The 25,677-nt window shown below is 68.2% G+C and carries 22 protein-coding genes; 9 read left to right on the forward strand and 13 right to left on the reverse strand.

All coding sequences use genetic code 11. The annotated features are described in order from the left end of the window. Position 1 precedes the first annotated feature (1 nt). From F804_RS0103725 to F804_RS0103760, 8 genes are all read right to left on the reverse strand, one after another. Positions 2-1,525 (reverse strand): aldehyde dehydrogenase (NADP(+)), encoded by a 1,524-nt coding sequence (locus F804_RS0103725; protein WP_022706405.1) that lies wholly within the window; start codon positions 1,523-1,525, stop codon positions 2-4. A 21-nt stretch (positions 1,526-1,546) separates the two neighbouring features. Continuing rightward, a complete protein-coding gene (locus F804_RS0103730) occupies positions 1,547-2,284 on the reverse strand; it encodes an SDR family oxidoreductase (RefSeq protein ID WP_022706406.1) in 738 nt (245 codons plus the stop codon). Next, positions 2,281-3,198 (reverse strand): dihydrodipicolinate synthase family protein, encoded by a 918-nt coding sequence (locus F804_RS0103735; RefSeq protein WP_022706407.1) that lies wholly within the window; start codon positions 3,196-3,198, stop codon positions 2,281-2,283. Before F804_RS0103735 ends, F804_RS0103730 begins: the two co-directional genes overlap by 4 nt. A gap of 12 nt (positions 3,199-3,210) precedes the next feature. Then, the gene (gene araD / locus F804_RS0103740) at positions 3,211-4,938 is read right to left on the reverse strand and encodes an L-arabinonate dehydratase (protein ID WP_245540308.1); all 1,728 of its coding nucleotides are present in this window, start codon (positions 4,936-4,938) and stop codon (positions 3,211-3,213) included. 47 nt (positions 4,939-4,985) lie between these two features. Beyond that, positions 4,986-6,398: an FAD-binding oxidoreductase gene (locus F804_RS0103745; RefSeq protein ID WP_022706409.1), complete on the reverse strand. Its 1,413-nt coding sequence runs from the start codon at positions 6,396-6,398 to the stop codon at positions 4,986-4,988. 4 nt (positions 6,399-6,402) lie between these two features. Beyond that, positions 6,403-8,097, reverse strand: a complete 1,695-nt coding sequence (locus F804_RS0103750) for a thiamine pyrophosphate-binding protein (RefSeq protein ID WP_022706410.1) — start codon at positions 8,095-8,097, stop codon at positions 6,403-6,405. Between the two features lie 18 nt (positions 8,098-8,115). Next, positions 8,116-9,984 carry a TRAP transporter permease gene (locus tag F804_RS0103755; protein ID WP_022706411.1) on the reverse strand — a complete coding sequence of 623 codons (1,869 nt, stop codon included), beginning with the start codon at positions 9,982-9,984 and terminating at the stop codon, positions 8,116-8,118. Between the two features lie 85 nt (positions 9,985-10,069). After that, positions 10,070-11,029, reverse strand: coding sequence for a TAXI family TRAP transporter solute-binding subunit (locus tag F804_RS0103760; RefSeq protein WP_022706412.1), 960 nt, complete (start codon positions 11,027-11,029; stop codon positions 10,070-10,072). Between the two features lie 275 nt (positions 11,030-11,304). Here F804_RS0103760 and larE point away from each other — a divergent pair, with 275 nt between their 5' ends. Genes larE through F804_RS0103775 form a run of 3 tightly spaced genes read left to right on the forward strand, consistent with a single transcriptional unit; the run spans position 11,305 to position 13,557 of the window. Continuing rightward, positions 11,305-12,105, forward strand: a complete 801-nt coding sequence (larE, locus tag F804_RS0103765; RefSeq protein ID WP_028725577.1) for an ATP-dependent sacrificial sulfur transferase LarE — start codon at positions 11,305-11,307, stop codon at positions 12,103-12,105. Then, on the forward strand, positions 12,098-12,790 hold the full coding sequence (gene larB, locus F804_RS0103770) for a nickel pincer cofactor biosynthesis protein LarB (RefSeq protein WP_022706414.1): 693 nt from the start codon (positions 12,098-12,100) through the stop codon (positions 12,788-12,790). The genes larE and larB overlap by 8 nt, the downstream gene beginning before the upstream one ends. Then, a complete protein-coding gene (locus F804_RS0103775; RefSeq protein WP_022706415.1) occupies positions 12,787-13,557 on the forward strand; it encodes a FadR/GntR family transcriptional regulator in 771 nt (256 codons plus the stop codon). The genes larB and F804_RS0103775 overlap by 4 nt, the downstream gene beginning before the upstream one ends. Here F804_RS0103775 and F804_RS0103780 read toward each other — a convergent pair whose 3' ends face one another. Further along, positions 13,558-14,337, reverse strand: a complete 780-nt coding sequence (locus tag F804_RS0103780; RefSeq protein WP_022706416.1) for a GntR family transcriptional regulator — start codon at positions 14,335-14,337, stop codon at positions 13,558-13,560. Between the two features lie 108 nt (positions 14,338-14,445). Between F804_RS0103780 and F804_RS0103785 the strand changes: the two genes are divergently transcribed. From F804_RS0103785 to F804_RS0103810, 6 genes are all read left to right on the forward strand, one after another. Further along, on the forward strand, positions 14,446-15,993 hold the full coding sequence (locus F804_RS0103785; RefSeq protein ID WP_022706417.1) for a UxaA family hydrolase: 1,548 nt from the start codon (positions 14,446-14,448) through the stop codon (positions 15,991-15,993). 4 nt (positions 15,994-15,997) lie between these two features. Next, positions 15,998-17,335 (forward strand): nickel pincer cofactor-dependent isomerase, group 22, encoded by a 1,338-nt coding sequence (locus F804_RS0103790; protein WP_022706418.1) that lies wholly within the window; start codon positions 15,998-16,000, stop codon positions 17,333-17,335. After that, positions 17,332-18,504, forward strand: coding sequence for a nickel pincer cofactor biosynthesis protein LarC (gene larC, locus F804_RS15545; RefSeq protein WP_022706419.1), 1,173 nt, complete (start codon positions 17,332-17,334; stop codon positions 18,502-18,504). The genes F804_RS0103790 and larC overlap by 4 nt, the downstream gene beginning before the upstream one ends. A 107-nt stretch (positions 18,505-18,611) precedes the next feature. Then, positions 18,612-19,412: a DUF4394 domain-containing protein gene (locus F804_RS0103800; protein ID WP_022706420.1), complete on the forward strand. Its 801-nt coding sequence runs from the start codon at positions 18,612-18,614 to the stop codon at positions 19,410-19,412. Positions 19,413-19,555: 143 nt separating this feature from the next. Further along, the gene (locus tag F804_RS0103805) at positions 19,556-20,068 is read left to right on the forward strand and encodes a sigma-70 family RNA polymerase sigma factor (RefSeq protein WP_028725584.1); all 513 of its coding nucleotides are present in this window, start codon (positions 19,556-19,558) and stop codon (positions 20,066-20,068) included. Continuing rightward, positions 20,065-20,760: an anti-sigma factor gene (locus tag F804_RS0103810; protein WP_022706422.1), complete on the forward strand. Its 696-nt coding sequence runs from the start codon at positions 20,065-20,067 to the stop codon at positions 20,758-20,760. Before F804_RS0103805 ends, F804_RS0103810 begins: the two co-directional genes overlap by 4 nt. Here F804_RS0103810 and F804_RS0103815 read toward each other — a convergent pair. The 4 genes from F804_RS0103815 to F804_RS15550 form a co-directional block, all read right to left on the reverse strand. Beyond that, positions 20,757-21,164 carry a DUF2141 domain-containing protein gene (locus F804_RS0103815; protein WP_022706423.1) on the reverse strand — a complete coding sequence of 136 codons (408 nt, stop codon included), beginning with the start codon at positions 21,162-21,164 and terminating at the stop codon, positions 20,757-20,759. The two genes, F804_RS0103810 and F804_RS0103815, sit on opposite strands and share 4 nt — an antisense overlap. Positions 21,165-21,305: 141 nt before the next feature. Beyond that, the gene (katG, locus tag F804_RS0103820; RefSeq protein WP_022706424.1) at positions 21,306-23,480 is read right to left on the reverse strand and encodes a catalase/peroxidase HPI; all 2,175 of its coding nucleotides are present in this window, start codon (positions 23,478-23,480) and stop codon (positions 21,306-21,308) included. 210 nt (positions 23,481-23,690) lie between these two features. Next, positions 23,691-24,014, reverse strand: coding sequence for a 2Fe-2S iron-sulfur cluster-binding protein (locus F804_RS0103825; protein WP_022706425.1), 324 nt, complete (start codon positions 24,012-24,014; stop codon positions 23,691-23,693). 87 nt (positions 24,015-24,101) lie between these two features. After that, complete coding sequence (locus F804_RS15550; protein WP_245540313.1) at positions 24,102-25,460, reverse strand: DegQ family serine endoprotease; 1,359 nt, start codon at positions 25,458-25,460, stop codon at positions 24,102-24,104. Between the last annotated feature and the right edge of the window lie 217 nt (positions 25,461-25,677).

Consider the following 25,677-nt stretch of genomic DNA (forward strand, 5'->3'; position numbering starts at 1 on the left):
CTCAGCTCAGGTCGGCAGGCAGGATCGCCGCCGGGATATTCTGGAAACAGACCGGCCGCAGGAAGCGGCGGATCGACAGGGTGCCGACGCTGGTCGCGCCGAAATTCGTGCTGGCGGGGTAAGGCCCGCCATGGACCATCGTGTCCGACACCTCGACCCCGGTCGGAAAGCCGTTGGCCAGCACGCGCCCGGCCTTGCGTTCCAGGACCGGCAGCAGGCGGCGGCCAAGATCGGCATCGCCGTCGTCCAAGTGCAGCGACGCCGTTAACTGCCCGTCGAAGTTGCGGGCGACCTGCAGCATCTGGTCGGCATCGCGGACCGTCACGATCACGCCAAGCGGGCCGAACACCTCTTCGGACAGGGCGTGGTTGCCCATCCAATCCTCGGCGGTGACGCGGAACAGGTTGGGGCGCGCCTGCCGCCCCTTGCAGGTCGAGGTGACAAGATCGCGGATACCCGCCTGCCCCGCAACCCGCGCCGCACCATCGCGATAGGCGTCCGCGATGCCGTCGGTCAGCATCACCTGCGCGCCCGATTGCGACAACGCCTGCGCGGCTGACTGCGCGAAGGCATCGGCATCCGCACCCTCGATCACCACGGCGATGCCGGGATTGGTGCAGAACTGCCCCGCGCCCATCGTCAGGCTGGCGGCCCAGCCCGCGCCCAGATCGGCCCCGCGTGCGGCCAGCGCTGTGGGCAGCAGGAACATCGGGTTCACGCTGCCCAGCTCGCCGAAGAACGGGATCGGCTCGGGGCGCTGCGCGCACAGGTCGAACAGCGCGCGCCCCCCGGCCAGCGATCCGGTAAAGCCCACCGCCTTGATCAGCGGATGCTGGACCAGCGCCTGCCCCACGTCGCGCTTGCCCCCCTGGACAAGGCTGAAGATGCCCGCGGGCATGCCGGTGTCGCGGATGGCCTCGGCGACGGCATCGGCCACGATCTCGGCGGTGCCGGGATGGGCGCCGTGGCCCTTGACCACGACCGGACAGCCCGCGGCCAGCGCCGCCGCCGTGTCCCCGCCCGCGGTCGAGAAGGCCAGCGGAAAGTTCGAGGCCCCGAAGACCGCGACCGGCCCGATGGGACGCTGGATCATCCGCAGGTCGGGGCGCGGCAGGGGCTGACGGTCGGGCAGCGCCGCGTCATGGCGGCGGTCCAGGTAATCGCCCTTCAGGATGTGATCCGCGAACAGTCGCAGCTGCCCCGTGGTGCGACCGCGTTCGCCCTGCAGCCGCGCCTCGGGCAGGCCGGTTTCCTGCGTGCCGATCAGCGTGATCGCATCGGCCCGCGCCTCGATCCGGTCGGCGATGGCGTTCAGCAGCCGCGCCCGATCCTGACGAGAGGTCGCGGCGAACGCGTCGAAGGCATCCTCGGCGGCGCGGCAGGCGCGATCCACCAGATCGGGCGTGCCGACCGCGAAGGAATGCGCCGGCCCATGCGCGGGCGAGGACTGGAACTGACGGTCGCCGCCGATCCGTTCGCCCGCGATCAGGTGCTTGCCATGGGGGGTGAAGGTCTGGTCTTTCATCGCTGTGATCCTTTCGTCGGCTCAGCCGCGCCCGATGAAGGGCATGGTCGTGGCCATGACGGTCATGAACTGGACATTGGCCTGCGGGGGCAGGCGCATCATGTGCAAGACCGAGGAGGCGACCTGCGCCACGTCCATCATCGGCTCGGGGCGGATCGCGCCGTCGGCCTGGGGGACGCCCTCGGTCTGGTGCTGCGACATCTCGGTCAGGGCATTGCCGATGTCGATCTGGCCGCAGGCGATGCCGAAGGCGCGCCCGTCCAGCGACAGACTGCGGGTCATGCCCGTGACGGCGTGCTTGGACGCGGTATAGGCGATCGAGCCCGGTCGCGGCACATGCGCCGAGAGCGAGCCGTTGTTGACGATCCGTCCGCCCTGCGGGTCCTGCGCCCGCATCCGGCGGAACGCGGCGCGCGCGCACAGGAACATCCCGGTGACGTTCGTGTCGATGACGCGGCGCCAGTCCTGCAGCGCGATTTCGTCGATGCTGACGGATTTCAGCCCCACGCCCGCATTGTTGAACAGCCCGTCGATCCGGCCCCATTCGCGGGCGGCGCGGTCGAAGGCGGCATCGACCTGCCCCTCGTCCGTGACATCGCAGGGCAGGATCAGCGCGCCCGCATGGCCTGCGGCGGCTTCGGTCAGCGCATCCTCGCGCCGACCGATCAGGCCCACGCGCCAGCCGTCATCCAGGAACGCCCGCGCGGTCGCGCGCCCGATGCCGGCGGATGCGCCGGTGACGATGATCGTCCCGCTCATGCCAGGCCCGCCTTGCGCAGGAAGGCCATCATCCGCGCCGACTGATCGTCGGTCAGCGGCCAGGCCGAGGGCGGGCGCGTCGGGCCGCAATCCATGCCCGTCGCCTGCAGCGCCGCCTTGACGCCGGTCACGTTGGTGCCGTTCAGTTCCTCGGCGCGGATATCCTCGAAGGCGCGCATCTCGGCGATCAGGGCGTTGGCGCGGGGATAGTCGCCCGCCTCGAGCGCGGCATGGATCGCCATCGAGCGCTCCGGCCAGATGTTGATCAGCCCCGAGGTGAAGCCCCGCGCCCCCACGGCATAAAGCGCGGGCGCCCAGACCTCGGCCAGGCCGCCGACCCAGACGATGGCGGGGTCGCAGGCGGTCTTGGCCTCGGCCAGCTTCAGCGGGTTGGGGGTCGCCCATTTGACGCCGCGCACGCCCGGCAGCGCGCACAGATCCGCGATGGCCGCCGTTCCGATGGCGTCGTTGCGCAGATACAGCATCATCGGCAGCCCGCCGCTGGCATCGCTGATGGCGCGGATGTAATCGACCGTGCCGCGCGGGCTGACGAAGGGATCGGGCGGCTGGTGGATCATCAGCGCCGCCGCCCCGGCATCCGCGGATGCCCGCGCAAGGCGGCAGGCATCGCGCAGGCCCCGCCCGACGCCCGCCAGCAGCGGCGCGCGGGGGCCGACCATGGCCGCGACCTCGCGCGCCATCGTGCAGGCCTCGTCCGTGGTCAGGGCATAGAATTCGCCGGTATTGCCGTTCACGACCGGGATATGCATCCCCGCCCCCAGCGCGCGGTCGATGATGGGCTGCAGGCGGTCGGGCGCGATTTCGCCCGCGTCGTCATAGGGCGTGACGAGAATGCCCGAGATGCCGGTCAGCGCGGCGTCCAGATCGTGTCGTCCCTTGGCGGACTGGTCCATGTGTCTATCCATTCAGAAGATGTCGGGTTCGCCCGCGACGCGGCCGAAATCGGTTTGCAGGAAATCGAAGTCGCAGCCCTGGTCGGCCTGCGTCACGTGACGTTCGAACATCCAGCCCCAGCCACGCTCGAACCGCGGCTGCGGCGGGGTCCAGGCGGCCTTGCGGGCGGCCAGTTCCTCTTCGGGGACCAGCATGTCCAGACGCCGCGCGTTCAGGTCCATGCGGATGATGTCGCCCGTGCGCAGCAGCGCCAGCGGCCCGCCGACAAAGCTTTCGGGCGCGACATGCAGCACGCAGGCCCCGTAGGAGGTCCCCGACATCCGCGCGTCCGAGATGCGCAGCATGTCGCGATACCCCTGCCGGATCAGCGCCTTGGGGATGGGCAGCATCCCCCATTCGGGAAAGCCCGGCCCCCCCTGCGGCCCCGCGTTGCGCAGCACCATCACCGTGTCGGGCGTGATCTGCAGATCCTCGTCGTCGACGGCCTTCTTCATTTCGGGATAGCTGTCGAAGACCAGCGCCGGACCTTCGTGCAGGTGGTATTTCGGGTCACAGGCGGCGGGCTTGATGATCGCGCCGTCGGGGCACAGGTTGCCGCGCAGCACCGCCAGAGATCCCTCGCGATAGACCGGGTTCGACAGCGGGCGGATCACGTCGTCGTCGAAGACCTCGGCCCCTTGCAGGTTCTGCGCAAGGCTGCGGCCCGTGACGGTCAGGGCGCTGCCGTCCAGCCGATCCTCGATCTGCTTCATCAGCGCGCGCAGGCCGCCCGCCTGGAAGAAATCCTCCATCAGATAGTCCTTGCCCAAGGGGCGGACATTCGCGATCAGCGGCGTGTCGCGGCCAAGCGCGTCCAGATCGTCCAGCGACAGGGCGACGCCCGCGCGACGCGCCATCGCGATCAGGTGGACGACCGCGTTCGTCGAACAGCCCGTCGCCATCGCCACGATCGCCGCGTTGCGGACCGAGGCGGGGGTGATGATGCGGTCCGGGGTCAGATCCTCCCAGACCATGCCGACGATGCGGCGGCCGCATTCCGCGCCCATGCGCTGATGCCCCGAATCCACCGCCGGGATCGAGGACGCGCCCGGCAGGGTCAGACCCATCGCATCAGTGATCGCGGTCATCGTGCTGGCGGTGCCCATCGTCATGCAGGTGCCCGCCGACCGCGCGATGCCGCCCTGCACGCCCAGCCATTCGTCGTCGGTGATGTTGCCCGCGCGGCGCTCGTCCCAGTATTTCCACGCATCCGACCCCGACCCCAGGGTCCGCCCTGCGAAATGCCCCCGCAGCATCGGCCCCGCAGGCAGATAGATCATCGGAACGCCCGCGCTGATCGCGCCCATGACCAGCCCCGGCGTGGTCTTGTCGCAGCCCCCCATCAGCACCACGCCGTCCAGCGGGTGGCTGCGGATCATCTCTTCGGTCTCCATCGCCAGCATGTTGCGATACAGCATCGAGGTCGGCTTGGTGAAGCTTTCGTCCACGGACAACGCGGGAAGTTCCACAGGAAAGCCGCCCGCCTGCAGCACGCCGCGCCGCACGTCCTGCGCGCGTTCGCGGAAATGGGCGTGACAGCTGTTCAGCTCGGACCAGGTGTTCAGGATGCCGATGACGGGCTTGTCGCGGAAATCCTCCTCGCCATAGCCCAGCTGCATCAGGCGCGACCGGTGGCCGAAGCTGCGCAGGTCGTCCGGCGCGAACCAGCGGGCCGAGCGCAGCTGGGAGGGGGTCTTCACGGGTTCGGTCAAAACGTCTTTCCTTCCTGTCGTGGTCGCGCGCCGGATCACAGCACCTTGCCGGGATTCATCAGCCCGTCGGGGTCCAGCGCGGATTTGATGCGTTCCATCACGGCCAGCGCGACGGGGTCCTTGTAGCGGCGCAGCTCGGCCCGCTTGACCAGCCCGATGCCGTGTTCCGCCGAGATGCTGCCGCCCATATCCGCCACGATGTCATGCACGATGCGGTTGAAGGCGGGGTACTCGGCAAGGAAATCCGCATCCTTCATCGCCTTTGGCCGCGACAGGTTGAAATGCAGGTTCCCGTCGCCGAAATGCCCGAATGGGCAGACGCGCAGATCGGGCATATGCGCGTGGCAGGCCGCCGTGGCACGGGTCAGGAAATCGGCCACGCGCGACACCGGGACCGACACGTCATGCTTGATCGAGGCCCCTTCGGGCTTCTGCGCCTCGGACAGGGATTCGCGCAGGCGCCACAGCCCGTCGCGCTGCGCCTCCGAGGCGCCGATGACGGCGTCGCGGATCTCCTCGGCCTCGAAGGCGGCGGCCAGCAGGCCCTCCAGCCGCTGGTCCGGATCGGACTGCGCATCGGCCGAGGTCAGCTCGATCAGGGCATAGGCCGGATGGGGTTCGGCCATCGGATCGGTGCAGCCCGGCCCGTGATCCAGCGCCATCTGCAGGGCGAGGCGGTCGACATATTCGAAGGTCGACAGCGCATCCGCGCATTGCCCGCGCAGCCGGTCATACAGCGCCAGCGCCTGTTCCGGCCCCTTCACCCCGACCATCGCGGTCGCGCGGGTGACGGGGCGCGGGAACAGCTTCAGCACGGCGGCGGTGATGATCCCCAGCGTGCCTTCGGACCCCACGAACAGGTGCTTCAGGTCATAGCCGGTGTTGTTCTTGCGCAGCCCGTTCAGGTCCGACAGCACTTGCCCGTCGGGCAGCACCACCTCCAGCCCCAGGACCATCTCGCGCATGTTGCCATAGCGCAGGACCGCCGTGCCGCCCGCATTCGTGGCAAGGTTGCCGCCGATCTGGCACGACCCCTCGGAGGCCAGCGACATCGGGAACAGCCGGTCCGCCTGCGCCGCCGTGTCCTGCACCACCTGCAGGATGCAGCCCGCCTCGACCGTCATGGTGCTGTTCAGCGCATCGACGGATCGGATGCGGTTCAGCCGGTCCGTCGCAAGGATCACGCCGCCCTGCGGAACGCCACCACCGACCAGCCCGGTATTGCCGCCCTGCGGGGTGATGGCAACACCTGCCGCGCGGCAGATGCGGATGCATTCGGCGATCTCGGCGGTGCTGCCGGGACGGATCAGGGCCAGCGCCTCGCCCCGATACAGGCCGCGATCCTCGGCCAGGCGCCCGCCCATCTGGGCGGGGTCGGTGGTGACATGTTGCGCGCCGATCGCCTGTTCCAGGCGCGCGGTCAGCAGATCGGGTCGGGCGGTCAGCATCGGATCACCCACGGCCCTGCGCCGCGTCGCGCAGCCTGCTGATAGTGGTCCGGGTCGAGATCTGTTCGGGATCGGTCACCAGTTCGATGACGGCGGGTCTGCCACTGGCGCGGGCGCGGGCGAAGGCGGGGGCGAAATCCTCGGTCCGGGTGACGCGTTCGGCGTGACAGCCCAGCCCCTCGGCCATGCGGACGAAGTCCTGGTTCATCAGCGTGGTGCCCGACACGCGCCCCGGATGTTCGCGTTCCTGGTGCATGCGGATCGTGCCATAGGTGCCGTTGTTGAACAGCAGCACCACGGGCCGTCCGCCATATTGTGCGGCGGTGGCCAGTTCGTTCCCGCTCATCATGAAGCCGCCATCGCCGACGAAGGACAGGGCAAGACGGTCGGGATCGGCCAGCGATGCGGCGACCGCGGCAGGCACGGAATAGCCCATCGCCCCGCAGGTCGATCCGACCACGCGGCCCGGACGACCAAAACGCAGGAAACGCTGCGCCCAGCCGGTATGGTTGCCCGCATCCAGCGTCACCACCATGTCGGCGGGCAGCCCGTCACGGATCTGCGCCAGTGCCGCACCCATGTCCAGCGGCCAGTCCCCCTCAGGCGCGGGCGGTTCGCTGTCGGCCAGATATTCGCCATGCAGCCCCGCGCACCAGTCCGACCAGCGCGCCCCCTGCCCCAGATCGCGCCCGTCCAGCGCATCGGCGACCGAGTCAGGCGTCGCGGCGATGCCAAGGTCGGGGGAATAGACGCGCCCGATCTCGTCGGGGTCCGGATGGATATGGACCAGCCGGATCGCGGGGTTGGGCGGGGTCAGCGTGGTATAGGTCCTGGTCGTCATCTCGCCCAGGCGGGCACCGATCACGACCAGCAGGTCGGCCTCTTGCAGGCGCCGATACAGGCTGGGCGCGGTCGAGGTGCCGAAATCGCCCGCATAGACGGGCGAGAGGTTGTCCACGATGTCCTGCCGCCGGAACGAGCAGGCCACCGGCAGGTGATTGCCTTCGGCAAAGCGCTGGATCGCGGCCGCCGAGGCATCCGACCACCCCGATCCGCCCAGCAGCAGCAGCGGGCGTTCGGCACGCGACAGCTCGTCCGCAAGGGCGTCCAGCCGATCCGGGGCGATCCCTGCCCCGGTCGGGCAGAAGGGCCGCGCATCGGCGACGGCCACGGCATCGGTCAGCATGTCCTCGGGCAAGGCGATCACCACCGGACCGGGCCGTCCCGAGGTCGCCACGCGGAAGGCCCGCGCCATGTATTCCGGAATCCGCCGCGCATCGTCGATCTGGGTCGCCCATTTCGCGACGGGGCCGAACATGGCGCGATAGTCCAGTTCCTGGAACGCCTCGCGGTCGGTCGTGTCGCGGGCGATCTGGCCGACCAGCAGGATCATCGGCGTGCTGTCCTGCTGCGCGATATGGACGCCGATGGCCGCGTGGCAGGCCCCCGGACCGCGCGTCACCATGCAGATGCCGGGACGCCCGGTCAGCTTGCCATAGGCCTCGGCCATGTTGGCGGCGCCTGCCTCATGGCGGGCATTGATCAGGGTAAAGCGGTCCTGGACGTCATGCAGCGCATCCAGCACCTCGAGATAGCTTTCGCCGGGCACGCAATAGGCGGTGTCTGCGCCGTGGATCAGCAACTGGTCGACAAGGATCTGGCCACCGGTGCGGGTCGCGGTATCTGTGGTCTTCAGCATGTCTCTCTCCGGCTCCGGTCACTCGCCCGGCTGGGTCAGGGGTTTCGACTGGCGCAGGGTCTGGGTGAACCAGATCACGCCCGCGCAGGTCAGACCGGCCAGGGTCACCCGCCAGTCGGGATAGATGAAGCACAGCGACCCGGCGAACAGGACCATCGCCTGCAGGGGCCGCAACCGGCCGAAGAAGTAGCGTTGCAGCGCCGCCGCCAGCAGCACGACCCCAAGCGTCGCCTGCGCGATCACCATGAAGATGTGGAACCAGTCGCCCTGCAGCAGGATCGCGGGCTCATAGACGAACATGAAGGGCACGATGAAACCGGTCGCGCCCAGCTTGACCGCCGCCCAGCTGGCCTCGACGATCTTGGCTTGGCTCAGCGTGTTGGCGGCATAGACGGCCATCGCCACGGGGGGCGTGATCGCGGACAGGATCGCGAAGTAGAAGACGAACAGATGCGCCGCCTCGACCTGCACGCCCAGCTTGACCAGCGCGGGCACCAACAGCGCGACCTGCACGATATAGGCCGGGGTCGTGGGCATCCCCATGCCCAGGATGATGCCCGCCACCATCGACAGCAGCAGCGCGATCAGCAACGTGTCCTGCGCCGCCGAGATCACGAAGTTCGAGAAGGTCAGCCCCAGCCCGGTGATGTCGATCACGCCGACCACGATGCCCGCACAGGCGCAGGCCGCAGCGATGGACAGCACGTTCCGTGCGCCGTTCTCCAGCGCGCCCAGGATGTTGTCGAGCGTCACGTAATGGCGCGTCGTCTTGCGCAGAGCGGCGGTCGGGATGACCGACACCACCCCGCACAGCGCGGCATAGGGCGCGGAGTAGCCCTGCAGCAGCACGCCGATGATGATCGCCAGCGGGATGAACAGGTGGCCGCGCTCGCGCAGCACCTGCATCATCGGGACCTGATCCTCGGCCGGGACGCTGCCGACACCCATGCGGCGGGCCTCGAAATGCACGGCGGCGAACAGCGCGACATAGAACAGGATCGCCGGAACGATCGCATAGGCCGCGACCTGCAGGTATCCGACGCCCAGGTATTCGGCCATGACGAAGGCCGCGGCCCCCATCACCGGCGGCATGATCTGCCCGCCGGTCGATGCCACGGCCTCGACCGCGCCGGCGAAGGCGGGCTTGAAGCCCATGCGCTTCATCAGCGGGATCGAGAAGGTTCCCGTCGTCATGACATTCGCCACCGCCGAACCCGAGACCGAGCCGAACATCCCCGAGGTCACGCAGGCGACCTTGGCCGGGCCGCCGACCTGCCGCCCCGTCAGGGCGACCGCGAAATCCATGAACAGCTGGCCCACGCCCATCCGCTCGACCAGCGAACCGAACAGGATGAACAGCACCATGTAGGTCGCCGAGACCGAGATCGGGATGCCGAAGATCCCCTCGGTCGTCATGAACAGCTGTTCCAGGATCACGCTCGGCAGGGTCGAGGTGAAGGTCAGCCCATAGGCCATGAACAGCATGGCCGTGATTGGCAGGACCGGGCCCAGCATCCGCCGCGCGCCCTCCAGCAGCAGGACGACCAGCACGATCCCCACCACGATATCCATCGGCAGCAGCGGATCGACATAGAGGAACCGCTGGTACACGTATTCGAGGTTCAACGAGGGATAGAGCGCGGCAAGGCACGCCACGATCCCCAGCCCCACATCCAGCCAACGCGGGCGTTCGGTCAGCATCCCCTGCCGGTTCACCGTCAGGAAGATCAACAGCAGCGCCAGCGCCACATGAGTCCCGCGCATGACATAGGGGTTCGGCGGCCCCGCGAACGCGACATAAAGATGCCACAGCGCCATTCCGATCAGGATGACACGCGCGATGCGCCCGATCAGCGGGATGTTGCGGTCGAAAATGGACAGGTTCACGGGGCTCTCCGTCGCTGCCCGGCGGACCGGGCCGTCATTCGGTGCGACCGGGCGACATCCGCCCGGTCAGGCGATACCCTGGGGATCACTCCATCCCGGCGATGCCGCGTTCGGCATAGAACTCCGTGGCGGCCGAATGCATGGGCACGCCGATATCGGTGGCCATCTCCTCGACGGTCAGCCCCTCCATCGACTTGTTCACCGAGGCGAAGCTGTCCACGTTGTCCGCGACCGCCGCCAGCACCGCCTTGACGATCGTGCCGTCCGTGTCGCAGGGCGCGACCATATGCGTGTCGTAGCTGAGCGTCTTGATCGCCTGATCGAAGCCCGGATAGGCGCCCGCGGGCACGTCACGAAGCTGGAAGGCCGCGTTCTTGGCCTTGAAATGTTCGAAGGTGGCGTCGTCCACGTTCATCAGCGCGATGTCGCGCGACGATGCCAGGTCCATGACCGACCCCGTCGGCAGCGACGAACCCAGGGTGAAGATGTCGGCATGGCCGTCCTTCATCTGCGTCGCGCTGTCGGAATAGGACGTGTGCGCGACCGAACCCAGATCCTCGTAGGACATGTCCTGCAGGGCCAGCAGCTCTCGCGTCAGGAACTCGCCGGTATTGCCGACCTGCTGGGTTGTCAGCCGCTTGCCCGCCATGTCCGCGATGCCGTTCACGTTCGCATCCGCGATGCTGACGATCTGGAAATATTGCGGGTACAGGATCCCGATATTGCAGACATTGGTCGTGGGCTTGCGGAAGGGCTCCTTGCCCTCCAGGCTGTCCACCGTCGAGATCGAGTTCGCGAAGGCGATCTGGAAGCGCCCCGCATCCACTCCGACCACGTTGGCCGCACCCGCGCCGGGCGTCACGGTGAAGTCGATATCGGGGTTCTCTCGCTCGACGATGGCCTTGATCTGGCCGCCGACGGGGAACCACGATCCCCCCTGCTGACCGGTCGCCATGGTGATGGCCTGCGCATGCGCGGTTCCCGCCGCCATCAGACCCAGTGCGGTACACGCGGCAAGACGCGCGGCTGTGCTTCTGCGGAACATCGATTCCCCCTCCCTGGAATATGTCTTCTGCTGTCGGATCAATGGGTCCCGCGATGGCCGCTCCTCCTGCGGCGGGGTCCCGGATCACCTGTGGCAAGGTTGCGGCAAAGGGGCGCCTCCTGTCAATTATTAATACATCAGAAAAGGGCCGGATTCATTTTATCACACTGTTATCGTTGTGATATATTAGTCATATCAGATTATGGCTGCAGATCTGTTGACATCAGGCATGACAAGATGGACGCTTGATGGAACTGGCGGCAGGAGGCGTGGGGATGACCATATCGCAAGGGCTTGCAGCGGCGTTGCGCGCGCCACAAGGGCTGGTCATCGCTGTCAGCGGCGGCATGGACAGCCTGTGCCTGACGGCGGCTGCGGCGCGTGTGCGCGACGGCGACCTGCGCATGGTGCACGCATCCTCGGCGGCGGTTCCGGCCCAGGCGACAGACCGCGTGCGCCGCATGGCGGCCGATCTGGGGCTGCCGCTGGACGTGGTCGATGCCCGCGAATTCGCGGACGAGCGTTATCGCGCGAACCCGGTCGACAGGTGCTACTATTGCAAGACGAACCTCTATCGCACGCTGGTCGCGGCCAATCCCGGCCATGTGGTCGCGTCGGGGACGAACCTGGACGATCTGGGCGATTACCGCCCCGGCCTGCGCGCGGCCGGGGAACACGGCGTGATCCACCCCTTCGCGGATGCCCGCATGACCAAGGACGACGTGCGGCGGCTGGCGGACGGGCTGGGCCTGCCCCAGATCGCCGCGCTGCCCGCATCGCCCTGCCTTGCCAGCCGCATCCAGACCGGCCTGCGCGTCGAGCCCGGGGAACTGCGCATGATCGACACGGTCGAGACGCGCCTGCGCGAGGTTCTGGGCCCCGTCACGCTGCGCTGCCGCCGCCAGCCGCAGGGCATCGCGATTGAGATCGACGAGACCCGCCTTGCCGCCCTGTCCGACCCCGACCGGCAGGACATCGCGCGACTGGCCCGCATCGCGGTCGACGAACACGGATATGCGGGGCTGGCGATCCGCCTTGCCCCCTACAGGCAGGGGAGCGCGTTCATCCATGCGTGACCAGGGAACCGACAGCCACCCGCTGGTGACCTTCGACCGCGACAGGCAGGACCGGATCGGCCTGCCCGAGGCGGTCCTGGCCGAGCCGAAGACGATCGACCAGTTGTCGGCCATCATCGGGGATGCCATGGCCGAGGGGCGCCGCCTTCTGCTGACGCGCCTGACGCCCGACCAGCACGCGGCCCTTGGCGCGGACGCACGCGCGGCGCTGGATTATTGCGCCACCTCGCGCACGGCGATCCTGGGGGGCTGCCCCGAACCGGACGGGCGGCTGCGGATCGCGCTGGTCAGCGCCGGAACCTCGGATGCCGGACCGCTGATCGAGGCGCAGCGCGTGCTGGCCCATGCCGGCCAGGGCGCGCATGTCTTCGCGGATTGCGGGGTCGCGGCCCTGTGGCGGCTGACCCGCCACCAGGAAACGCTGCGCGGGATGGATGTCGTCATCGTCTTTGCCGGAATGGACGCGGCGCTGCCAAGCGTCGTGGGCGGGATGGTGCCGGGGCTGGTCATCGCGGTGCCGACCTCGGTCGGATACGGGGTCGCGACGGGCGGGCGCGTGGCGCTGGATTCCGCGCTGGCAAGCTGCGCATCCGGGGTGCTCGTGACCAATATCGACAACGGCTATGGCGCGGCCTGCGCGGCGCTGCGCATGGCGAATGTCACCGCAAGGGGGGGGTGGCCATGAGGATGCTGCCCTCGGTCAACCTGTCGGATCCCACCCCCGCGCCAACCCCGGACGAGGGAGCGAAGCTGACCATCCGCAAGCGCAAGACGCTGGCCGACCAGCTTTACGGTCAGATCCTGGAACAGATCGTGTCGGGCGTGCTGCAGCAGGACGCCAAGCTGCCGTCCGAGAACCAGATCTGCGCCGCGTTCGAGGTGTCCCGCCCCGTCGTGCGCGAAGCCCTGCGCCGCCTGCAGGAGGACGGCCTGATCGAGGCGCGGCGCGGCGTCGGATCCTTCGTGCGCAAGCGTCCGCCGCAGGGGCTGGTGCAGTTCACCACCTCGGACAGCGTGGCGGGCCTGCTGCGCTGCATGGAGGCGCGGATGGCGGTCGAGGGGCAGACCGCCCGCCTTGCCGCGCTGCGCGCCACCCCGCGCGACATCGCGGCCATCGAATCCGCGCTGCGCGTTCTGGAAGGCGCGATGAAACGACGCGAAGTCGGGCGCGATGCCGATTTCGGCTTTCACCTGGCCGTGGCCGAGGCCAGCGGCAACGAGGTCTTCGTCGCCATGCTGAACGCCATCCGCGAACAGACCGAACGCGCCATCACCGTCGCCCAGAGCATCACGGTCGGCGGCACGCAGGCCCGCGTCGATCGCGTCTCGTTCGAGCATCGCCAGATCTTCCAGGCCATCCTGGCCCGCGACAGCGAGGCCGCCGGCCTGTCGATGGCCTATCACCTGATGCAGGCGCGGCGCCGGATCACCGATTACGCGCAGGACGACTGATCAGCCGAAATATTCGGGGAAGGCCGCGCGTTTCTCGGACAGGCGGTCGACGGTGCGGCGCAGGTGGCGGCGCATGGCCTCGGCGGCATCCTCGGGTCGCCCTGCGGTGATCGCCTCGATGACCGCGCCATGCCCGTCGATCACCGCGCTCATGTTCGCATGGCTGTCGGCGGCGGCAGGCGCATCGGGCAGGAAGATGCGGCGCAACCGGTCCAGATGCCCCGACCGGCTGCGCATCAACCGCGCGGTCTGCATGTGACCGGCAGCGGCGAACAGCGCCATGTGGAACACCTCGTCCAGTTCCTGGAAGGTGGCGATGCTGTCGGCGTCGCCCACCAGGCTGGATTGCAGCTTGTGGATGCCGCGCAGCCGCTCCAGGTCCTCGGGGGCGATCGCGGTGGACAGTTCGCGCACGACCTCGGTCTCGAGCGCCATGCGCAGGAACTGGGCCTCGCGGATGGCGGTCACGTCGATGGGCGCGACCAGCGTGCGCGACTGTGGAAAGATCAGGACCAGCCCTTCCTCGGCCAGTTGCTGCAGGGCATCGCGCAGGGGCGTGATGCTGACGCCGAACTGGCGCGCAAGCTCGGCCCGCGGCAGGGGCGTTCCGGGGACCAGCTCCAACCGGACGATGCGGCTGCGCAGCGCGTCATAGACGCCGCGCCCCGCCTGCCCGCCTTCGAACAGGCCCTGCGATATGCCCTGCAGGCCGAACCCCGCGGCAAGTCCAAGGCCGGATGGCGACGGGATGTCGGACGGGGTGCCATGCTGTTCGGCCATTGCGACTGTTCCTCGAGCTTCGTATATTCTAATATATCAGATGGGCGGAATCTGTCGATCCCCTCGACCCGGGATACCGCATTCCGCCCAGCTTGGGGAGGAGACATCATGGAAGATCGAACCGCCGCCACGATGGCGCGGCCGCGCATCCTGCGCCTGAACGCGGGTGACAACGTCGCGGTCGCCCTGCAACCGATCCCCGCGGGATACGCCCTGCCCGAACTGGACATCACCGCGCGGCAGGAGATCCCGCAGGGCCACAAGATCGCGCTGTGCGCCATTCCCGAAGGTTCGCCCATCCTGAAATTCGACGTGGTGATCGGCTATGCCGGAACCGATCTGCAAGCCGGCGACTGGCTGCACAGCCACAACATCCGCTTCGACGCGGTCGAGAAGGACTATGCCTTCGCCCGCGACTATCGCCCGACCCGCATCCTGCCGCCGGACCGGCGGGCCGTGTTCCAGGGCATCCGCCGCGCGAACGGGCGCGTGGGGACGCGCAACTATATCGGGCTGTTCGTGACGGTGAACTGTTCGGCCACGGTGGCCCGCAAGATCGCCAATCACTTCGACGAGGAACGCCTGCAGGACTGGCCCCATGTCGATGGCGTCATTCCCTTCATCCACGAATCCGGCTGCGGGATGGAGATGACGGGAGAGCCGATGGACCTGCTGCGCCGCACGCTGGCGGGCTATGTCCGCCATCCGAACATGGCGGGCGCGGTGGTCGTCTCGCTTGGTTGCGAGCGCAACGACCTGATGCAGTTCTTCCGCGACCACAGCCTGGCCGAGGGCAAGATGCTGCGCAGCATCACCATGCAGCATGTCGGCGGCACCGCCCGCGCCATCGCCGAGGGCAAAAAGGCCGTGCGCCAGATGCTGGACCGGGCGAACGAGGTCCGGCGCGAGCCCTGCTCGGCGGAACATATCACCATCGGCATGCAATGCGGCGGCTCGGACGGGTTGTCGGGGCTGACGGCCAATCCGGCACTTGGGGCCGCCGCCGACATCCTGATCCGCAATGGCGGCACCGCGATCCTGTCGGAAACCCCCGAGATCTTCGGCGTCGAACAGCTTCTGACCCGCCGCGCCCGATCCGAGGAGGTGGGCCGCAAGCTGGTCGACCGGATGGACTGGTGGCTGGATCACACCCGTGGCCGGGACACGCAGATCAACGGCAATGTCAGCCCCGGCAACAATGCGGGCGGGCTGGCCAACGTGCTGGAAAAGTCGCTTGGCGGGGCGAAGAAGGGCGGCACGACCGGGCTGATGCAGGTCTATCGCTATGCCAAGCCCGTGGACGAGAAGGGCCTTGTCTTCATGGATACGCCGGGCTTCGATCCGGTCTCGGCCACGGGTCAGATCGCGGGGGGCGCGAACCTGATCTGCTTTACCACCGGTCGGGGGTCGTGCTTCGGCAGCTACCCCTCGCCCACGATCAAGCTGGCCTCGAACAGCGCGATGTTCGCACGAATGGAGGAGGACATGGACGTCAATTGCGGCCGCATCGCCGACGGCACCAGCACCATCGAGGAGATGGGAGAGGAGATCTTCCGCACCATCCTGGACATCGCATCGGGCCGGCAAAGCAAATCCGAGGCGCTTGGCGTGGGCGAGGATGAATTCGCCCCCTGGCCCATCGGCGTGACGGGATAAGACCATGACCCAGCTTGCGAAACCGAACTATGTCCGGCTGGTCGAGGATACGCCCCTGCCCCGCATCGCGCTGTGCCGCCAGCGGTTCCAGGGCACGCGGATCGACGATCCGGCCCGCGCCGTCCACGACGCGCTGGCCGCCGCCGATTGCGCGTCGAAGATCCGCCCCGGCATGTCCATCGCCATCACCGCGGGCAGCCGCGGCATCGCGGCCTTTCCCGAACTGGTCGCGGCCATCGTCGCGGAAATCCGTGCGCGGGGGGCCGACCCCTTCGTCGTGCCCGCGATGGGCAGCCACGGTGGCGCCACCGCCGAGGGTCAGACCGCCGTCCTGGCCAAGCTGGGCGTCACCGAGGAGGTCATCGGCTGCCCCATCCGGTCCAGCATGGACACGGTCGAGATCGGGCGGCTGGATAACGGCATGTCCGTCCGCATGGACCGCCACGCGCAGGATGCCGACGGCATCGTCCTGTTCAACCGCATCAAGCCCCACACCTCGTTCCGCGCGCCGAACGAAAGCGGGCTGGCGAAGATGCTGTCCATCGGTCTGGGCAAGCAATCGGGGGCCGAGGCATGCCATTCGCGTGGCATCGACCAGGTGCCGATCTATGTCGATCTGATGGCGCGGATGAAGCTGGAACGCTGCAAGGTGCTGTTCGGCATCGGCACGATCGAGAACGCCCATGACCAGCTGTCCGACATCGCGGTCCTGGACAGCGAGGGCCTGCTGGAGGCCGAACAGCCCTGGCTGCAAAAGGCGATGGCGAACATGCCGCGGCTGCCGGTCGGTCCCGCCGATGCGCCCTCGGCTGCGGGCAATCTGGACGTGCTGGTCGTCGATCAGATCGGCAAGGAGTTTTCGGGGACCGGTATGGATCCGAACATCACGCATCGCTTCTCGTCGGCCAGGATGATGGCGCATGCCACGCTGCACATCTCGCGCCTTGCCGCGCTGGAACTGTCGCCGCGCAGCAACGGCAACGGCAATGGCGCGGCCCGCGCGGACGTGGTGACCGCACGGCTGGAACAGGCCTTCGACCGAGAGGCCGTCTATGCCAATGCGCTGACCTCGACCGTGCTGCTGCAGGCCAAGATGCCGATGGTCATGCCCGACGATCGCAGCGCCATCCAGGCCGCGATCAAGACCTGCGGCGCCCAGGATATCGCCAAGGCCCGCCTGCTGCGCATCCCCAACACGCTGCAGCTGGAATATCTCTATGCGTCCGAGGCCATGCTGCCCGAATTGCAGGACAGGCCGGGGATCGAGGTGATCGGCCCGCCTGAACCGATGCGCTTCGACGCCGTGCGGCTGGCGAATCCCTGGCCCGAGGCGCATCCATGAGGCTGCATCTGCATCTGGACCCGCTTGGCGGGATCGCGGGCGACATGTTCGTCGCGGCGATGCTGGACGCCTTTCCAGACCTGACGGATCGCGTGCTGGCCGATGTGGCCGCCGTGCTGCCCCGCGACGCGGGCACCGCGCGGCTGGAACGCGGCATGTCGCGGGGCATGTCTGTCCTGCGCTTCGGCCTGCATGGCGGGCACGCGCATGACCATCATCACCACCATCACCATGACCACGCGACGACCTATGCCGCGCTGCGCGACCGCATCGGTGCCGCGCCGCTGTCCGAGGGCAGCGCGCACCACGCCTGTGCCATCCTGCACCTGATCGCCCTGGCCGAGGCTGCGGCCCATGACCTGCCGCTGGAGAAGGTGCATTTCCACGAACTGGCCGACTGGGATTCGCTGATGGATGTCGTGGCGGCGGGCAGCATCGTCGCGGCACTGGGCGATGCCACATGGTCCTGCGCGCCCCTGCCGCTTGGCAGGGGCACGATCCGCACGGCGCATGGCATCCTGCCGGTGCCCGCCCCGGCCACCGCGCGGATCCTGCAGGGATACGACTGGATCGATGACGGGATCGGCGGCGAACGCGTGACGCCCACGGGCGCGGCCATCCTGGCGCATGTGACCGGCGGACGCCCCGCCCCCACCCCTCCGGGCGGGCGCATGGGGGCGACCGGCATGGGCGCGGGCACGCGCGACCTGTCCGACCGCCCGAACGTGCTGCGCGTCACCGCCTTCGACATCGCGCAGGGGGCCGACCGCGACCGGGTCGTCCAGCTTGCCTGCGATCTGGACGACATGACCGGAGAGGAGATCGGCGCCGCGACCGACCGCCTGCGCGACATGCCGGGGGTCTTGGACCTGACCCTGCTGAATGCGCAGGGCAAGAAGTCGCGCCCCGTGACGCGCATGGAACTGCTCTGCGATCCGGCGCGGGCAGAGGCTGTCGCCGCGCGGATGTTCGACCTGACCTCGACCATCGGGATCAGGCGCACCGAGGTCGCGCGCCTCGTGCTGCCCCGATGCTCGACGACCGTCGCCGGGATGCCCGCCAAGACCGTCGGCCGCCCCGGCAGCACCACCACCAAGATCGAGGACGAGGCGCTGCGCGCCCATGAAACGCTGGCCTCGAGACGCGCTGCCGCGAAAAATATCGTCTGATCCGAAAAAAAATCATCCGCCCTGCATCCAAACGCCCCCACCCCCGAGTCCTTGTGGGTATGGAGGCTGCGGATGAACCGTGGTCGATCCCACCTAGGAGAAGACCGATGCTGAACAAGTTTGCCGGCCTGACCGTCGCCACCCTGATGACCACCACCGCAGCCATGGCCGACGACCACGGCGCGAAGATGGCCATCGGCCTGTCGGGCGACAAGATGCTGCACATGATCGACGCGTCTTCGGCCAGCGTCACCGCCTCGATGGAGGTCGAGGGCGTGGACAAGCTGCTGGGCATCGACCTGCGTCCCGCCACCGGTCAGCTGATCGGCGTCACCGACGGCTTCGAGATCGTCGAGATCGACCCCGAGACCGGCGCCGCGACCGTCATCTCGACCATGGATACCGAACTGCCGATCGAGGGCGATGCCGCCGTGATCGTGGACTTCAACCCGATGGCCGACAAGCTGCGCTTCATGTCGGGCACCACGAACCACCGCGTCGACATCGAATCCGGTGCCGTGACCGTCGATGGCAGCCTGGCCTTCGAGGAACAGGACATGCATGCGGGCGAGGCCCCGGCCATCGTCGCCGCCGCCTATATCAACAGCTTCGGCAAGCCCGAGGGCACGGCGATGTACGACATCGACAGCACCATCGTCGCGCTGATCCAGCAGACCTCGCCCAATGACGGCACGCTGGCCGCCGTGGGCAAGCTGGGCATCGACGGCACCGACACCTATGCGTTCGACATCGCGACCGATGCCGAAGGCACGAACACCGCTTGGCTGGCCGCAGGCAGCCAGCTTCACACCGTTTCGCTGGAAGATGGCAGCGTCACCGACAGCTGGGACATCCAGGGTGCCGATGGCGCAATCCTCCGCGACATCACTTTCATGACCGCGAAGTAACGTTGAAAGAGTGAACAGCCGGCGCGGGGGCGGTCCCGCGCCGGCACCCGAAAAAAGCCTGCGCATTTGACAAACGGTGCGACGGCGTCATAGCCCTTGGACGAAGGGCGCGGACAACCGCGCCGAGGGGGGCGGAAGTCGAATTGTCTGATCATGCGGCATTGCTGAGGGCCTGCGCGGGCGGCGACAAGGACGCGCTTCGCAGGCTGGTCGATCTTGAAGGCGGGCGGATGCTGGGCGTCGCGCGGCGGATGCTGCGCCGGTCCGACCTGGCCGAGGACGCCGTGCAGGACGCGCTGGTCCTGATCTGGCGCCGCGCGCATCAATACGATCCCGAACGGGGCCATGCGCGGGGCTGGATCTTCACCATCCTGCGCAACCGCTGCCTGACCATGCTGCGCCACGAGGATCGGGGCGAGACGACAGACCCCGCCGACGAACGTGCCGTGGACGATGCCTTCGACCGGCTTCCGCAATCGCTGGACCTGCGCGCCTGCCTGGACGGGCTGGAGCCCGAGACACGCCGCGCGATCCTGTCGTCCTATGTGCTGGGCCACAGCCACGGAGAGATCGCGGGCCGCATGGATGCGCCGCTCGGGTCGGTGAAATCCTGGCTGCGACGGGGCCTCGTGAAACTGAGGGAGTGCCTGACATGACGACCCAGGTGCCTGACACCCTGTTGGACGAAGTCGCGCTCGGGCTTGCGCCCGACGAGGACATCCGCCGCGTCGAGGAACTGGCCCTTGCCGATCCTTCGATCGCCGCCCGCCTGGAACGGGCGCGGCTGCGCTTCCTGCCGCTGGACGATACCGCGCCCGAAATGCCCCTGCCGGACGGGTTCTGGGACCGCCTGCGCGCGCAGCTGGACCAGGCGCCTGCCCGCGCCGCGAATGTCGTGAACCTTGCCGATCGGCGGCTGCGTCGCTGGCGCATGACCGCGATGGGCGGGATGGCCGCAGCCGCGACGCTGGCCGCGATGCTGGGCTGGTCGCTGCTGCAAAGCCCCGACCCCTCGGTGGTCGCGGTCCTGCTGGACGCCGAAGGAGAGGCGGTCGCCCTGATCGAGGGGCAGCCCGACAACACCACCCGCGTCACCCTGCTGGAACGACCCGATCTGCCCGCAGGCCGCGTGATGCAGGTCTGGACCAAGCCGGATGCGGACGGCCTGCCCGTATCGCTCGGGCTGCTGGTGGCGGGGCGCTCGGACACGCTGACGGTGCCGGGATTGCCCGAACCCGATGCAAGCCAGCTCTACGAGATCACCGCGGAACCCGAGGGCGGGTCGCCGACCGACCTGCCGACCGGCCCGATCCTGGGCAAGGGGCTGGCCAAGAAGCCGGTGATCTAGCGCCTGACACTGATCGACAGGCTGCGCGGGCGGTCGTCCAGATCGAAGGCCGCCTCGTCGAAGCGCGGGGCGCGCATCATCGGGCGGGCGTTTCGCGACACGCCCCACGCCTCTTGCGGCAGGCCGATGGCATTGGTGTCCAGCCGCCCGTTGTCATTGCCGTCATGCAGCACCGCGACGGCATAGCGGCCCGGCGCGATCCCCTCGAAGACGCAGCGCCCCTGCCCGGCGGGCACGCGCTGGCCCGAAACCTCGTTGCTGCCGGGAAACCCCTCGGCGCGGTCGTGCAGCGCGCAGAAGACGCTGCCCTCGGTCGATGGCAGGTCCGTCAGGGCAATCTCGATCCGGCCCGCCATCAGGGGCGCAGGCAGGATCAGGGCGATCAGGCACAGGCTGCGCAGCATCGTCTTCCCCGTTTCGCGACAACACCCGCGCAGGGAAGCACCGACCGCCCCCGCCCGCAAGTCCACGTTCCCGCGAGGGGCGCTCATGAAGAAGGGGCGCGCCGCAAGGCACGCCCCCAACAGGTCTTCGGGATCGCCCGATCAGGCGGCCAGGTCGAAGCGGTCTGCGTTCATCACCTTGGTCCAGGCCGCGACGAAATCGCGGGCGAACTTCTCGGCGTTGTCGTCCTGAGCATACAGCTCGACATAGCTGCGCAGGATCGAGTTCGAACCGAACACCACGTCCAGCCGCGAGGCCGTCCAGCGGACCGCGTCCGTCTTGCGGTCGCGGATCTCGTAGGTGCCATCGTCCGTCTTGGTCCAGCGATAGGACATGTCGGTGACGTTGACGAAGAAGTCCTGCGTCAGCGCGCCTTCGCGATCGGTCAGCACGCCCAGCTTGCTGCCGCCGTGATTGGCGCCCAGCACGCGCAGACCGCCCAGCAGGACGACCATTTCCGGCGCGGTCAGGCCCATCAGCTGGGCGCGGTCCAGAAGCAGCTCTTCGGGGTTGACCGAGTAGTCGCGCTTCAGCCAGTTGCGGAAGCCGTCATGGATCGGCTCGAGCGCGTCGAAGGACGGCGCGTCCGTCATCTCGTCGGTCGCGTCGCCGCGGCCCGGCGCGAAGGGCACGGTCAGTTCCATCCCGGCGGCCTGCAGGCCACGCTCGATCCCGACATTGCCGGCCAGCACGATGACATCGGCCAGCGAGGCACCGGTCTCGGCGGCGATGGGTTCCAGCACCGACAGGACCTTCTGCAGGCGGGCGGGCTCGTTGCCTTCCCAGTCCTTCTGCGGGGCCAGGCGGATGCGGGCACCGTTGGCACCGCCGCGCATGTCCGACCCGCGGAAGGTGCGGGCGCTGTCCCATGCGGTGGTGACCAGCTCGGCCAGGGTCAGGTCGGTGGCGGCGATCTTCGCCTTCACGGCCTCGACGTCATAGCCGGTGTTGCCTGCGGGAACCGGATCCTGCCAGATCAGATCCTCGGACGGGACGTCCGGACCGAAATAGCGTGCCTTCGGACCCATGTCGCGGTGGGTCAGCTTGAACCAGGCGCGGGCGAAGCAGTCGTCGAAATAGGCGGGATCGGCCATGAACTTCTCGCAGATGGCGCGATAGGCCGGATCGACCTTCATCGCCATGTCCGCATCGGTCATGATCGGCATGCGCCGGATCGAGGGATCCTCGACATCGGCGGGCATGTCCTCTTCCTTGATGTCGACGGGCTCCCACTGCCATGCACCTGCGGGCGACTTGCGCAGTTCCCATTCATGGCCGAACAGCATGTCGAAATAGCCCATGTCCCACTTGGTCGGGTTCGTGGTCCATGCACCCTCGATGCCGCTGACCATGGTGTCGCGACCGATGCCGCGGCCATTGGTCTTCATCCAGCCGACGCCCTGGAATTCGGGATCGGCGGCCTCGGGCTCGGGGGACAGATCCTCGGCCTTGCCGTTGCCGTGGCACTTGCCGATCGTGTGACCGCCGGCGGCCAGGGCAGCGGTCTCCTCGTCGTTCATGGCCATGCGGGCAAAGGTCTCGCGGACCTGGGCCGCCGTCGCCATCGGATCGGGCTTGCCGTTCACGCCTTCGGGGTTGACGTAGATCAGGCCCATCTGGACGGCTGCCAGCGGGTTGTCCATCGTCTCGGGCTTGGCGACATCCTCGTAGCGGTTGTCGGATTCGGCCAGCCACTCGCGCTCGGCACCCCAGTAGGTGTCCTTCTCGGGGTGCCAGATGTCCTCACGGCCGAAGGCGAAGCCGAAGGTCTTCAGGCCGGCGACCTCATAGGCGATGGTGCCGGACAGGATCATCAGGTCGGCCCAGCTGATCTTGTTGCCGTATTTTTTCTTGATCGGCCACAGCAGGCGGCGGCCCTTGTCGGTGTTGACGTTGTCGGGCCAGCTGTTCAGCGGCGCAAAGCGCTGGTTGCCGGTCCCGCCGCCACCGCGACCGTCGGCCAGGCGATAGGAACCCGCCGCGTGCCACGCGACGCGGGCGAACATCCCGACATAGCTGCCCCAGTCGGCCGGCCACCACTCCTGGCTCTCGACCATCAGCTTGCGGACATCGGCCTTCAGCGCCTCGACATCCAGCTTCTTCAGTTCGGCGCGGTAATCGAAATCCGCGCCATAGGGCGTGGTCTTCGCGTCATGCTGGTGAAGGATGTCGAAGTTCAGCGCGCTCGGCCACCAGTCGGTGTTCTGGCTGGCGGTCGAGGTATGGCTGCCATGCATCACCGGGCATTTGCCGGTGTTCATCGGGTTGCCGTCCATGTCGGTCTCCGTCTCTCTGGTCAGGTGCGACGGCACGCGTGCCGCCCTTGCCGCGCCGGAACACGAAGGGTCCGGCGAATCGTCATGCGCCATTTCTAGCGTATCCTGCCCATCAGGTGAATTTGGATCGCCTGATCGTCATGCAAAGTTCACCTTATGACGACGCAGTCCGGCGGGCATGAAAAAGGGCCGCGAAATGCGGCCCCGTTCTCAGATCTGGCGTTCGGGCATCTGGACGACCAGGCCGTCCAGCTCCTCGGTGACCTTGATCTGGCAGGTCAGCCGCGACCGCGTCGGGTCGGGCTCGTAGGCGAAGTCCAGCATGTCCTCTTCCATCGGGTCGCGCGGCGGCAGACGGTCCAGCCATTCCGGCGCGACATAGACGTGGCAGGTCGAACAGGCGCAGGCCCCGCCGCAATCGGCGTCGATGCCGGGCACGCCGTTGTCGCGCGCGCCTTCCATCACGGTCATGCCGGGACGGACCTCGACCTCGTGGCGGGTGCCGGTATGTTCGACGTAGGTAATCTTGGCCATCAGCTGGTTCCCTTGTTGTCCGGCCCAGTTAAGCAACGCCGACCCGTTTGAAAAGGGGCAGCCCGGAACCGGGCCGCCCCCTGCGGGTCACTCTTCCTCGGCGATGGGCAGGGCCACGAACAGCGGCGCGCCTTCGCGGCGAATCAGCATCAGGACCGAACGGCGACCGGCATCGCGGGCGTCCTGCACGCGGGCCTCGAGGTCGGCGATGCTGCCGACGGGCTGCTGGTTCACCTCGGTGATGACATCGCCCGCGGCCAGCCCCTTCTCGGCCGCGGCCGAGCTTGCATCGATTCCGGTGATGACAAGACCCGACGCGTCGCGGGGCGCGCCCAGCTCCTGCGCCATCTCGGGGGTCAGGGGCGTCACGGTCAGGCCCAGCAGCTCGGTCTCGCCCTCGGGCTCGTCCGACTGCGCCTCGCCCTGCGCGGTCTCGCGGCGGCCGATGGTGACGTCCAGCACCTCCTCGTCGCCGTCGCGCTGGATGGTGACCTCGACGGGTTCACCCACCGGGGCATCCGCGACGCGGCGCACCAGGTCGCGCGTATCCTCGACGGGTTCACCGCCGAAACGGGTGATGACATCGCCCGCCTTCAGCCCCGCATCCTGCGCGGGCCCCTCGGGGACGTCGGTGATCATCGCGCCGCCCGGCTCGTCCAGGCCAAGGGCCTCGGCCATCTCCTCGGTGACGTCCTGGATCATGACGCCCAGCCAGCCGCGACGCGTCTCGCCAAAGTCGCGCAGCTGGTCGACCACCTCGGACACGACGTTCGACGCCATCGAGAAGCCGATCCCGATCGAGCCGCCATTGGGCGACAGGATCGCGGTGTTCACGCCGATCACCTCGCCCTTGAGGTTGAACAGCGGGCCGCCGGAATTGCCGCGGTTGATGGCCGCGTCGGTCTGGAGATAGTCGTCATAGGTGCCCGACAATTCGCGGTTCCGCGCCGACACGATCCCGGTCGAGGCCGAGAAGCCCTGCCCCAGCGGGTTGCCCAGGGCCAGCACCCAGTCGCCCACGCGGGCGGCGTCGCTGTCGCCGAAGCCCACGAAGGGGATCGCGTCCTCGCTCTCGACCTTCAGCAGCGCGATATCGGTCGAGGGGTCGGTCCCCACGACCTCGGCTGCCAGCCGCTCGCCCGAATAGAACTCGACCTCGATCTCGTCGGCGCCGTCGATGACGTGGTTGTTCGTGACGATGAACCCGTCGGCCGAGATGACGAAGCCCGACCCCAGCGCGTTCGAGCGCTGCGGCATCTGGCGCTGCGGGCTGCCATCGGGTCCGGGCATCCCCGGAAAGCCGAACTCGCGGAACAGGTCGGAAAACGGGCTGCCCTCGGGGAAGACCGGGCCGCCCTGCGTGGGCTGCGAGACGACGGCGGTGGTGGTGATGTTCACGACCGCGGGCGAGACCTGCTCGGCAAGGTCGGCAAAGCTGCCGGGCATCACGTGCTGGGGCGCGGCTTCGGCACCGTCGACGCCCAGGGGCTTGTTGGCGTCTGCCGCCTCCTGCGCCTCCTGGCTGATCTGGGGGGCCGTGTCCTCGTTGGCGGGCTCGACCACCTGCTGGGCACCGGCATGGCCGAGGCCCAGCAGAAGCGCCGTCGCCGATGCGGTCAGAAGATGCCGAGGAAGAAGCTGTTTCATGCTGTATGTCCTCTGT

This window comes from Paracoccus zeaxanthinifaciens ATCC 21588 (assembly GCF_000420145.1).
Classification (GTDB): Bacteria; Pseudomonadota; Alphaproteobacteria; order Rhodobacterales; family Rhodobacteraceae; genus Paracoccus; species Paracoccus zeaxanthinifaciens.